Source organism: Bacteroides sp. HF-4919 (assembly GCF_018860125.1).
On sequence record NZ_JAHKNF010000001.1, the window covers coordinates 946,911 to 959,462 of the forward strand.

Annotated in this window: 10 protein-coding genes; 7 read left to right on the forward strand and 3 right to left on the reverse strand. The window is 43.2% G+C overall.

What is annotated here, in order from left to right; all coding sequences use genetic code 11:
• The first annotated feature begins 93 nt into the window (after positions 1–93).
• The gene (locus KO473_RS04060; protein WP_005818960.1) at positions 94–915 is read left to right on the forward strand and encodes a DUF4595 domain-containing protein; all 822 of its coding nucleotides are present in this window, start codon (positions 94–96) and stop codon (positions 913–915) included.
• 128 nt (positions 916–1,043) lie between these two features.
• On the opposite strand, the gene KO473_RS04065 is transcribed toward KO473_RS04060, so the two are convergent.
• Positions 1,044–1,862, reverse strand: coding sequence for an alpha/beta hydrolase family protein (locus KO473_RS04065; RefSeq protein ID WP_005818959.1), 819 nt, complete (start codon positions 1,860–1,862; stop codon positions 1,044–1,046).
• Between the two features lie 31 nt (positions 1,863–1,893).
• On the reverse strand, positions 1,894–2,331 hold the full coding sequence (locus KO473_RS04070; RefSeq protein WP_005809635.1) for a putative signal transducing protein: 438 nt from the start codon (positions 2,329–2,331) through the stop codon (positions 1,894–1,896).
• 107 nt (positions 2,332–2,438) lie between these two features.
• Here KO473_RS04070 and KO473_RS04075 point away from each other — a divergent pair, with 107 nt between their 5' ends.
• From KO473_RS04075 to KO473_RS04090, 4 genes are all read left to right on the forward strand, one after another.
• Positions 2,439–4,811 (forward strand): TonB-dependent receptor, encoded by a 2,373-nt coding sequence (locus KO473_RS04075; protein ID WP_005818958.1) that lies wholly within the window; start codon positions 2,439–2,441, stop codon positions 4,809–4,811.
• A gap of 42 nt (positions 4,812–4,853) precedes the next feature.
• Positions 4,854–5,654 carry a M48 family metallopeptidase gene (locus KO473_RS04080; protein ID WP_005776059.1) on the forward strand — a complete coding sequence of 267 codons (801 nt, stop codon included), beginning with the start codon at positions 4,854–4,856 and terminating at the stop codon, positions 5,652–5,654.
• Between the two features lie 158 nt (positions 5,655–5,812).
• Positions 5,813–7,099 carry a hemolysin family protein gene (locus KO473_RS04085; protein ID WP_005776058.1) on the forward strand — a complete coding sequence of 429 codons (1,287 nt, stop codon included), beginning with the start codon at positions 5,813–5,815 and terminating at the stop codon, positions 7,097–7,099.
• 41 nt (positions 7,100–7,140) lie between these two features.
• Positions 7,141–7,614 (forward strand): copper resistance protein NlpE N-terminal domain-containing protein, encoded by a 474-nt coding sequence (locus tag KO473_RS04090; RefSeq protein WP_005818957.1) that lies wholly within the window; start codon positions 7,141–7,143, stop codon positions 7,612–7,614.
• Positions 7,615–7,693: 79 nt separating this feature from the next.
• Here KO473_RS04090 and KO473_RS04095 read toward each other — a convergent pair whose 3' ends face one another.
• On the reverse strand, positions 7,694–9,283 hold the full coding sequence (locus tag KO473_RS04095) for a glycoside hydrolase family 31 protein (RefSeq protein WP_005776055.1): 1,590 nt from the start codon (positions 9,281–9,283) through the stop codon (positions 7,694–7,696).
• Positions 9,284–9,507: 224 nt separating this feature from the next.
• Between KO473_RS04095 and KO473_RS04100 the strand changes: the two genes are divergently transcribed.
• Together KO473_RS04100 and KO473_RS04105 are read left to right on the forward strand one after the other, a co-directional pair.
• Positions 9,508–9,903 carry a PH domain-containing protein gene (locus KO473_RS04100; RefSeq protein ID WP_005776054.1) on the forward strand — a complete coding sequence of 132 codons (396 nt, stop codon included), beginning with the start codon at positions 9,508–9,510 and terminating at the stop codon, positions 9,901–9,903.
• A gap of 51 nt (positions 9,904–9,954) precedes the next feature.
• On the forward strand, positions 9,955–12,528 hold the full coding sequence (locus KO473_RS04105) for a hypothetical protein (protein ID WP_122130555.1): 2,574 nt from the start codon (positions 9,955–9,957) through the stop codon (positions 12,526–12,528).
• Positions 12,529–12,552 lie beyond the last annotated feature (24 nt).

The following is a 12,552-nucleotide window of genomic DNA, read 5'->3' on the forward strand; positions in this document are numbered from 1 at the left end:
AAGAAATCGCACATTGAAGGCATTTTTATACCATAATTGTGGTAGATAAAGAGGTTATTAACTACATTTGCAGGCGAATAAAACATTATTGATATGAATAAACTTTTATACTGTTTCCTTTTATCATTTTCTGTCATGGCTGTCTCGGCATGTACCGATGATAAGGAAGAGCAGAATCTTCCCCCGGTTCCCGATTTCAACCAAATGACCCTGAAGGAAAATCTGCACAGTGACGGAGGCGATGTATACCGCACGGATACTTACGTATTCAATAACAATAAATTAACGACCCACACCACTGTACAGGAGTTCTACGGACAGAGCCTGACACACGAAGTGACTCTTTCCTACTCCGGCAACGAAGTGACGTTGACAGATGAAAACGGGAATACGGGTACCTATATTTTAGGAGATACGGGATATGCCACCGAATGCACTTATAAATTGTCCAGCCAGATCAGAAAGTATAAATTCACATATTCCGGCGAATATCTTACCCGGATCGACGAAGAAATAGACGGTACACCTTATTCTTCTGTGGAATTGGCATACGATAACGGAAATTTAAGCCATATCATAGCCAATGGCCAGCAAACCAATTATCAGGTGGGAAATACGAAGAACCTGTATCAGCTTCCCTGCCTGCAGGTTTGTGATATTTACCCCCTGTCCCTCCACACCGACGCTATTTATGCCAGACTGTTGGGCACCCAGTCAAAGTATCTGATTATCGGAAACACTCCGGAAGGAAACGAGGAGGAATATACAAAATACACTTATGAACTGGATAAAGACGGCAAACCAACCGGAATCATAGCAAAGACTACCTCTACGGGTACTGTGATCGATATAAACGGTAATGCATACAATGAAACGAAAACAGATACGAGAACCATCAATATCAATATTGAATAAGAAGAACGGCTTTGCCTCTGCCCTCACGAAGTAGTGAAGTAATGCCCCATCCAAACCTACCCAGGCTTCATATACGGAGGGAGAAGAGTGGCACTTATAATCCCAGAATGCTCTTTATCACCTGTTCCCTACTTCTTGGCAAAGAACTTACTGAAGAAGAGGATTTGATAATCAATGGAATTATTCCAGTATTTCCCGTTATGTTCACCGGGACGGGTAATAAAATCATGATTGATCTTGCGCCCCAACAACCGGTTATGAAAGTCTTTGTTTACATTCAGAAAAAAATCATCTTCACCACAATCAATAATCAAAGCGAGATCGCCATTCTGAATTTTATCAAGTTGATTGACTACCGTATGTTCATCCCACACCTTTTTATTGGAAGCCATTTCACCCAACTGTTTGTTCATACTCCAATTCTGCGGAAAAGGGCGGATATCGACACCTCCACTGGTGCTTCCTGCCGCTCCAAACACATCTTTATGACGGATGCCGAGCCACATAGCCCCATGTCCTCCCATACTGAGTCCGGCGATGGCACGCCCCTTACGGTCGGCAATCGTTTTATAATTCCGGTCAATATAACTCACTAACTCCGAAGAAACAAACGTTTCATACCGGTACGCCGGATTCTTGGGGCTATCCCAGTACCAACTGTCTTTCCCGTCGGGACATACAAAAATAATCCCTTTTTCATCTGCGATTTCCGGTAAGTTCGGTTTTATCTGAATCCAAGTCTTGGCATGGCCGCCATAACCATGCAACAAATAGAGCACAGGACACTCCACCGCCTGTTTTCCAGAAGCAACATCAGGAGTCACTACCACTACTTGAACCTCCTTATTCATAGAGGGGCTCTTCACCATCAGCGTATCCACTTTTGCAGCGCTAAGAGGTAAAGCGAGTAAGAGCAGACAAGCCAAAATAAAGTTTCTTCTTTTCATTTTTAATCTATGTTTTTTAGAGTTTACCATTTTAATCCCCCACTTCGGGAACAACAGGATTGAATTCCGCAACCGGTTTCTCAAAAGCTTTTCCACAGTGGCTGCAAATATATTCCCAATGATTATCTCCCGGCGGAACACCTGCCAGCATAGAAGCGATGGCAGCGCTGATGGCTTTCATCCGGTGCTCCTTTTTAAGAACAAACCTGATTTGATCCGAACCGCAGAAAGGACAAAACTTCTGTTCTTCAGGAATCATCTGATTCTGCTGTAACAATCGCACGGCCGCTTCGTAATCACAATCGGCCACCAAAACATCTACTCCGGAGATGTCACGGACATAACCTCGCAACAATGTCGACATATTTTCATTATGTAACAGAGAGTCGATGCCTTCGTTAGCAAGTGCTCCCTGAATGATATGAGCTTGAACGGCATCATTACAAGTAATCAGCTTTATGGTTTTCATAATTTATATTTAAAACTTCCCCACAAAAATAACAGATAAAAACGAGAGCCAAAACCTTTTTTATATAACTTTGCACAGAATTCACAAAGTATATCGAAACCAGGCCAATGAAAAAAACTGTTTTCTTCCTGTTTCTTTTGGGCTTGCTCACGGCAGCCGGTGCGCAACCAACGCACAAAATCAAGGGGACTGTAATTGACAAAGCCAGCCGCCAACCACTGGAATTTATCAATGTACTGATCTTGGGGCTGGGACGTGGAGCGGTGACAGATGCTGAAGGGCACTTCAACATTCAGGAAGTCCCCCCCGGTATTTATCGCCTTCAGGCATCTGCGGTAGGATATAAAACGGTACTTACCCCCGAATATATTGTCTCCACTAAAGATCTTACCATCCAAATCGAAACGGAAGAGAACCTGACCGAACTGGAAGGAGTCACAGTCACCGCCTCCCCTTTCCGGCGTGATCTGGAAAGTCCTGTCGGACTACGCATCATCGGCTTGCAGGAAATCGAGAAAAGTCCGGGAGCCAACCGGGATATTTCACGCATCGTACAGTCATATCCGGGGGTTGCTTTCTCTCCGGCAGGATACAGGAACGACCTGATTGTCCGGGGTGGTTCTCCATCCGAAAACCGATTCTATCTGGACGGAGTGGAAATACCTAACATTAATCATTTCAGTACACAAGGGGCATCGGGTGGTCCCGTAGGAATCATCAATGCCGACTTGATCCGTGAAGTGAATTTCTATACCGGAGCCTTTCCTGCCGACAAAGGCAATTCACTCAGCTCGGTGCTTGACTTCAAATTGCGTGACGGCGACATGGAACGCAATTCACTCAAGGCGACACTGGGTGCCTCGGAGGTATCTTTATCATCTAACGGACATCTTGGCAAAAAGACTTCCTATCTGGTTTCAGTACGGCAGTCTTACCTCCAATTCCTGTTCGATATGCTGGGCCTACCATTTCTGCCTACATTTACAGATGCGCAATTCAAATTGAAAACCCGTTTCAATACGACTAACGAACTGACTGTACTGGGGCTTGGCGGCATCGACAACATGAAACTGAACACGAAACTCGACGGAGAAAAAGCCGAATATATCCTCAGCTATTTACCTAAAATTCAGCAGGAAACCTTCACACTGGGAGCGGTATACCGTCATTATGCCGGAGCCCATGTACAATCTGTTGTTATAAGCCACAGTTATCTGAATAACCGCAACACCAAATATCTGAACAACGACGAAAGTAGTGCAAAAAACCTGTCATTGAAATTACGCTCGGTGGAACAGGAGACCAAGTTCCGGATAGAAAATGCCTCGACGTTCGGAAACTGGAAAGTAAATTTGGGAGCTAACCTGGACTATTCGCAATATACCAATACCACTTTCCAGCGGGTTTATATCGATGGAGGCAAGACCTTCGATTATCATACCTATTTGGGATTTTGGCGCTGGGGATTATTCGGAACCATTAGTTATGCTACACCCGACGAACGGTTTACCACCTCACTCGGAGTACGGACTGATGCCAACAACTTCTCTTCCGGCATGAAGGGAATGTCCGATCAGTTGTCTCCCCGCCTGTCACTCTCCTACCGGCTGACGGATGGAGTCTACTTGAGCGGGAATGCCGGACTGTATTATCAGTTGCCTCCTTATACCGGATTGGGATTCAAGGATAACAATGGCAAACTGGTCAACAAATACCTCCGTTACATGAGAGTCAGTCAGGAAAGCATAGGGCTGAGTTGGCGTCCGCGCAATACCTTCGAGTTATCTATTGAAGGTTTCTATAAAAAATATGATAAAATACCATTCTCTATTGTCGACGGGATACCTCTGGCCTGTAAAGGAAACGATTACGGAGTGATCGGGAATGAAGCATTAAGTTCTACCTCACAAGGAAGGGCATATGGAGCAGAAATACTGATGAAATGGCTGATAGCCAAAAAGCTGAATCTGTCCACTTCGTTCACGTTATTCAAAAGTGAATACCGCAACAACAAAGAATCCGAGTACATAGCTTCCGCCTGGGACAACCGATACATATTCAATATGAGTGGAACCTATAACTTTCCTCACAACTGGAGTCTGGGAATGAAGGTCAGTTGCATCGGCGGAGCCCCCTACACACCTTACGATATTGACAAATCCTCTCTGGTGACGGCATGGAATGCCCAAGGACGGCCCTATTATGATTACGGCCAATATAATACGGGACGCTTGCCGGCCTTTGGGCAACTGGATGTCCGCGTTGACAAAACATTCTATTTGAAACGCTGTATGCTCGGTTTTTACATTGACCTGCAAAATGTGACAAACAGCAAGTTCCGCCAGCCGGACATATTGATGAGTACGGGAGTCATCGAAAATCCGTCGGCTCCGATAGCCGAACAACGCTATAAGATGAAATACATCTCTCAAAAAAGCGGAACTTTAATGCCTACATTAGGAATCACATTTGAATATTAAACACATAGACAACTATATTATTAATTACAAAAACTTACTAAAATGAAAAAGAGAATTGTTTTTATCGCAGCACTGTTATGTGGAATGTGCTTCACGACTGCCTCGGCACAATTTAAAATCGGCGGTAAAAAAATCAATGTAGGCAAAGTGGTACAGGCAGGAAGTGACGCAGCTAAAGCAATCACGCTGTCGGATGCCGACATTGCAGCTATGAGCAAAGAATATATGCAATGGATGGATACCCACAATCCGCTGACAGCTGCTGACAGTGAGTATGGCAAACGACTGGAGAAACTGACCGGACACATCAAAGAAGTGGACGGACTGAAAGTAAATTTCGGCGTATACGAGGTTGTGGATGTGAACGCTTTTGCATGTGGTGACGGCAGTGTACGCATTTGTGCCGGTCTGATGGACATTATGACAGACGATGAAGTAATGGCTGTAGTAGGACACGAAATCGGACACGTGATTCATACAGACTCAAAAGATGCAATGAAGAATGCTTATCTCCGTTCGGCCGTAAAAAATGCCGCAGGAGCTGCCAGCTCGACTGTAGCTAAACTGTCAGATTCTGAACTGGGTGCCATGGCGGAAGCATTGGCCGGTGCGCAATACTCTCAGAAACAGGAGACAGAGGCGGACGACTATGGTTTTGAATTTAGCATCAAACATAATATCGATCCATACGCAATGTACAATGCATTGAACAAATTATTGGAATTATCGGCCGAAGCCCCGAAAGAATCCAAATTCCAGAAAATGTTCTCTTCACATCCGGATACAGCCAAACGCGTAGCCCGAGCTAAAGAAAAAGCTGACGAATACACCAAGAATAAATAAACCCGGATACAACATTTTCTGATCCTACATAAGGCCGGCCCCCACATCCGGAGGGTCGGCCTCAACTTTTTTTGAAAAAATTCATTAATAATTTCGATAGATTTTGCATGAGTCCGTACTTTAGTGTAATTTGCGGTCATGAAACTATTCACATCTATATGGAATTCTTAATCATTATTCTTTTACTCGTACTGAATGGTATTTTTGCCATGTACGAGATCGCCTTAGTATCTTCAAGTAAAGCACGCCTTGAAACCCTGGTAAGCAAAGGAAATAAATCAGCACGGGGAGTACTGAAACAATTGGAAGAACCCGAAAAATTTCTTTCTACCATCCAGATTGGTATTACGCTGATCGGTATCATATCGGGTGCTTATGGTGGAGTGGCCATTGCCGACGATGTAGTTCCCCTTTTCGCTATGATTCCGGGAGCCGAACCTTATGCAAAAGACCTCGCTATGATTACCACAGTAGTCATCATTACTTATTTGTCGCTGATCATCGGAGAGCTGGTTCCCAAATCCATTGCTCTTAGTAATCCGGAACGCTATGCAACCCTGTTAAGCCCCGTCATGATTCTGCTGACTAAAATTTCTTATCCTTTCGTATGGTTACTCAGCATCTCTACCCGCCTGCTTAATAAGCTGATTGGGCTGAAAAGTGAAGAGCGGCTGATGACCCAAGAAGAATTGAAAATGATTCTGCATCAAAGTTCGGAACAGGGAGTCATCGACAAAGAAGAAACCGAAATGTTGCGCGATGTATTCCGGTTTTCGGATAAACGTGCCAACGAACTGATGACCCATCGTCGCGACCTGATCGTTCTGCATACGACAGACAGTAAAGAAAAAGTCCTTCAGACCATCGAAGATAAACACTTCAGCAAATACCTGCTGATCGATGATAATACAGAAGAGATAGCAGGTGTCGTTTCTGTAAAAGATATTATTTTAATGGTAGGCACCGAACAGGAGTTTGATCTGAAAGAAATCACCCGTCCGGCACTATTTATACCGGAAAGTTTGTACGCAAAAAAAGTTTTAGAGCTATTTAAGAAGAACAAAAATAAGTTCGGAGTTGTTGTTAACGAGTATGGCAGCACGGAGGGCATTATTACCCTGCACGACCTGACCGAAAGTATCTTTGGAGACATTCTGGAAGAGGACGATACTGAAGAAGAGGAAATCGTTCGCAGACAGGACGGCTCTTTGTTGGTAGAAGCTTCGATGAACATCGGGGACTTTATGGAAGAGATGGGAATTCTCTCCTATGATGACATCGAGTCGGAAGACTTTACCACATTGGGCGGACTGGCGATGTTCCTGATAGGACGCATTCCAAAAGCCGGAGATATATTCATTTATAAAAACCTGCAGTTCGAAGTAGTGGACATGGACCGCGGGAGGGTCGATAAGCTGCTTGTCATAAAGAAAGAAGAAGAGTAGGAATAGCACTCACTTTTTATATTAATTTAAAGCACTTAACAATGAAAAAAGTAATTATGTTGGCAGCCGTTGTTGCTGCATTGGTATCCTGCCAATTAAAAGGAACAAAAGCTGAAGAAGCAGCCGCAGACAGTTTGGCAGTGGTTATGGAACCTACTATGGAAGAAACTCAGGTTTATGAAGGTGTACTTCCCGCTGCTGACGGTCCGGGTATCCGCTACGTGTTAACCTTGAACACACTGGCGAATGCGGCCGATACAACGTATACACTGGACGTCACTTATCTGGATGCCGAAGGCAAAGGTAAAGACAAAACCTTCACTTCTAAAGGAAAACCGGTGACAGTGGAGAAAACCGTAAAGAATAAAAAGAAAACGGCTCTTAAACTGAACCCGAGTGACGGAAGCGAACCTGTTTATTTCGTAATCGCTAATGATACTACCCTTACCCTGGCTGACGACAGCCTGGAAGTATCTGCCAGCGACCTGAATTACAACATCATTCGTGTAAAATAACACAGAAGTAGTTTAAACCCAAAACAAAAGCCACGCTATGTAATGTTAGCGTGGCTTTTCTCTTTAATTATAGAAATTACTATTTAGTCAGCTTCTCAAAATACGGCAAGCGCTCCAGCGGGACATCTATTGTTATTGTTTTCGGACCTTTAAATACCTTCCCTCGATCATCTCTCCATTTACCTTTGGGCAGCATCACCGTACGGCTTGTCCCGGAAGTCAGCATCGGAGCAACCAAGTATTTGTCACCCAACATAAACTGGTCTTTACAATCGATAAATCCTTGATGGGGATACTGGTATTCCATGTGCCGAACAATAGGTTCACCCGTTTCGGAAGCATGCTTTGCCAATCCCAGAATATAATCTCCCATTTGTTGATGCAAATGGGCATACTTAGCACAAATCGCTACATTTTCTTTACTCAGGATGCGCCAGGGAGCCACGGAGAATTGCATCATCGGCATCAGGGCGTGTACCTGACAGGAGCGTACAATCAACTCTTCATCAAACTTCTTCACATTCAGAAAAGCACCAAACTGGCCTCCGCCTACCATGTCCGGACAAGTATAATAATGTCCCAATAATCCCGCGGCAGTCATATCGGGAATTAGCAACTGAGTCGCACGCCAGGAATAATCCTTATCGCCCAGCCTCTGTACCAATGCCTGACCACCCAACTTCCAGGCAGCACGCAATTCATTGTAGGGAAAGCTCAAACCTATCTCGGCCCATTTCTCCATAAAAGTATTCACATCGGCCTCTTTATCATGAAAAGCATATTCTCCTGTCATATAAGCAACGTCTCCACCATCAAATTTAAATCCGTCGATACCATATTTCTCCTGATTGGCTTTTAACTGTTCCTTCAGATGATTCATAGCCTCCGGATTCGTGGTGTCATAACAGGCACTGTAACCATTCCACCAATGGATGATGGCTGTACGTCCATTCTTATCTTTCAATAAATATCCCTTTGCTTCCAGTTCACGGAATTCAGGACTGTCCGGCGATACATAAGGAGCAACCCACAGCATTACTTTGAATCCCATCTTGTGCAGTTCGTCGGTCATTCCTTTCGGGTCAGGAAATCTTTCGGATTTGAAATCAAAGTTACCATAATATCTCTGCCAGTTATCATCTACCATGAATACGCCTTGGGGAAATCCGTTTTCTACGGCTTTATGGGCATAATTCATAATGTCCTCCTGATTCTGATCATACATCAGTTCAATCCATGTATTATACTGTGGAAGAGAAAAGAAAGCAGGTTCCGGTATCTGTCCCGAAGGTGGAAAGTGTTTCGCCGAGGCTGCCAGTAAAGCTTCTTTCAGTGTATTCCCCGCTTTTACCGGTTCTATCTTTTCCGAATCCGAATAGATAATCAATTGTCCGTCTTTCACCTCAAAACAGAAAGGTTTCTCGGCCCATATATATCGGCCTTCGGAAGAAAGCATGAACGGAACTACCTGATTATTCATATTATTGCGTGACATATCCTGCATCCGCAAATGATCACCAAACGGCATCTGGTTACCTAAAGCTACGAATCCTCCCCACCATCTTTCATTTTTCAAGGGTTCGATCACTGTTTTCATTTTTTCCTGTGCCACTGCGCCGAGCAGTAGTCCGAATGTTACGAGCAATAGTAAAGTCGCTTTTCGTCTCATGATAGTTAGATTAATATTAAAAAAATTCTCAAGTGGCAAAAATAGATAAAAAGGCAGAATTAATGGTTTACCGGCAAAGAATTATTTTTCCGGTCTATCTCTGCACGGATAGGACCCAAATCAATCTTTTCATAGCCAATACTCAAAAAAAGAAAGTTATTTCATTCTTTTATTCTATTTTTTCCTATCTTTATCAGACAGTTACAAACATAATCTTAAAAAAGATGGAACAAACATTTAAAGCAAGAAATCCCAAGATAGGGCTTTGGCTATTCGCTATAGGCATAGTAGCTTGCATTGTCATCAGTTTCATAACAATTCAGGCAATATGGATAGGCGCTGCATGCTTAGGTCCGGGTGCGACAATCTACTTTTCGCAAGCAACCAGTAGATACATCGTCAAAGAAAACGGAATGCTGCAAATTGTGAACGGCTTCCATCAAAAACGCTCTTTCAATCATATCACCAGTATTACATATACTCCCCATGCCTTGGGTATACAGAAAATAAAAATCAAACATGCCACTGGATTTGTCATGGTAGACCCGGAGTCACCTCAGGAACTGATAAAAGCCCTGCAAGAGGTAAATCCCGGCATGACAGTAAGGAACTTTACCTGAAACAAGATATAGCAGAAAATAAGAATAACCGTTTAACCAAGCTATAATAAGATGAAAACAACAAAAAAATGGACGGGATACTTATTCCTATGCCTGTTTTGTCTTCATGTATCTGCACAAAACAAAGACAGCCTTGTCCAAAAGTTGAGCCAATACGCCTGTCTGATAGAAAATTTCTCAAAACATATTCCACAGGAGAAAGTTTACCTGCAATTCGATAATACCAGCTATTATCAAGGTGATGATATCTGGTTTAAATGTTTTCTGGTCACCTCCGATCTATACCCGGCCACAAACCTGAGTAAAACTTTATATGTCGAATTATTGAATCCCGGAGGTGAAATAATCGACAAACGGATATTAAAAATAGAGAACAGTCAATGTCACGGAGATTTCACTTTAAACCAAATACCCTTTTATTCGGGCTTTTACGAGGTTCGTGCCTATACGAAATACATGCTTAACTTTGGGGAAGATATTATTTTTTCAAGACTTCTGCCGATCTTCGACAAGCCCCAAACAGAAGGAAACTTCGCTGAAAAAGAGATGCGGAAATATTCAACAGGAAATTACCCGATGGAGCGCCCCAAACCGACAAAAGGCAAAAAAGTAAATTTAAAGTTCTTCCCCGAAAGTGGAAACCTGATTCAGGGAATAGAGTCACAAATCGCTTTCGAAGCGACAGATGCCTATGGCAACCCCATAACATTGAGTGGTACTGTTATCAACGACGAAAAACAGGAAACAGCCCATTTCACCGCAATCCATGACGGACGGGGAGTTTTCAATTACACACCTACAGGTGATAAACAAAAAGCAGTCGTTGAGTTCAATGGTAAAAAACACCAGTTCAATATGCCGGAAGCCCTGCCAACAGGGTATGCGCTACATGTTGATAATCTGTCATACACAGACAGTGTGGAGATTGCTTTGCAAAAGAGTCCCAATACTCCCGCCACTCTATTGGGATTAGCAGTTATCAACGGAGGAAAGCTTCACAAGTTTTGTCTGATCGACGTTGAAGGAAATGAAATCATTCGCTTCAAAATAGATAAGAGCAGATTGACACCCGGAGTCTCCCGTATCGCGTTATTCAATGGTGGCGGAGAAGTCCTGTCCGACCGTTTGATATTCATTCACCCTCAAAAACGATTATCTATAAAAGCACGGACAGACAAAGAAACATACAATCCCTATGAATTAGTAAATCTGGAATTTACCTTAACCGGAGCTGAAATGCAACCGGTACAAAACACATTTGCTTTATCCGTAAGAGATGGCATGAATGAAGTGGAATCAGGACGCAATATACTAACCGACCTCCTATTAATGTCCGAGATAAAAGGGTATGTCCGCAATCCCGGCTATTATTTTGAAGCGGAAGACGACACACACCGCATGGCAATCGATCTGTTATTGAGGATACAGGGTTGGCGCCGCTACTCTTGGAAGCAAATGACCGGAATTGAATCTCTCAACCTCAAATATGGTCCCGAAAGAGGTATCGAAACACGGGGCCAGGTTGTTTCTTTCGTCCGGCAACTTCCAAAACCCAACGTAGAAGTATCGTGCTTTTTGAAAAAACGGGGAGAAAATGAAGAAAACAGCAGCTTCATCGAGGCTATTACTACCGATAGTTTAGGACGTTTTTCACTGATATCGGATATCTATGGGAAATGGGACTTGATATTGGCAGTGACAGTCAACAGAAAAAAGAAAGATTATCGTATTCTATTAGACAGATTGTTCAGCCCTCCCCCCGCAAAATATCATTATGCCGATATGCAGGTGAACATCGCCAATACGAAAAAAGAAGAAGATACTATTCCGGATAAAGAAACAAATGTCTTGACAGAAGACGACATCGAAACCTTCTTTGCCGCCTATACAGATTCACTGGCTAAAGCAGGCAACCACGAAAAGAACTATCGATTGAAAGAGGTGACCATCAAAGCTAAAAAAAGAAGTAAAGAAAAAGAGATTTACGAGAGTCGTTCAAAATCAATAGCTTATTATGACGTCCATTCTGAACTGGACGACATAAAGGACAGCGGAAAATTCATCGGTGACGACATACACGAACTGATGCTGAATATGAATAAGAATTTCAGCCCTGTCCCACAAAGGAATTATTTATATTACAAAAGTAAAATGCCACTCTTCGTTATCAATTATGAATGTACCCGACATACTGAGATGGACTATAATAAATACAAATATATAAGGCTTGAAGCCATCAAATCGATTTATATTACTGAAAACCTTTCCACTATTTGCCGGTATGCAGACCCACGGCTTTCACCCTTCGATGTATCCGACTTATATGGTTGCGCCGTATTGATTGAAACCTATCCGGAAGGCAAAATACCGACAGAGGCAGGCAAAGGTGTCAGAAAAACATGGCTTGACGGATATAGTCCGGTCAAAGAGTTCTACCAGCCGAATTACTCCGCACTTCCTCCCGTTCCCGATTATCGCCGTACTCTTTACTGGAATCCCTCAGTTAGTACGGACAAGGACGGCAAAGCCCACATCCGCTTCTACAATAATAGCAGATGCCGGAAACTAAAAATAAATGCAGAAACCATCACGGCGGATGGGCTAATCGGAATATACGAGAATTGATTTTCTTATATACACTGAAATCTG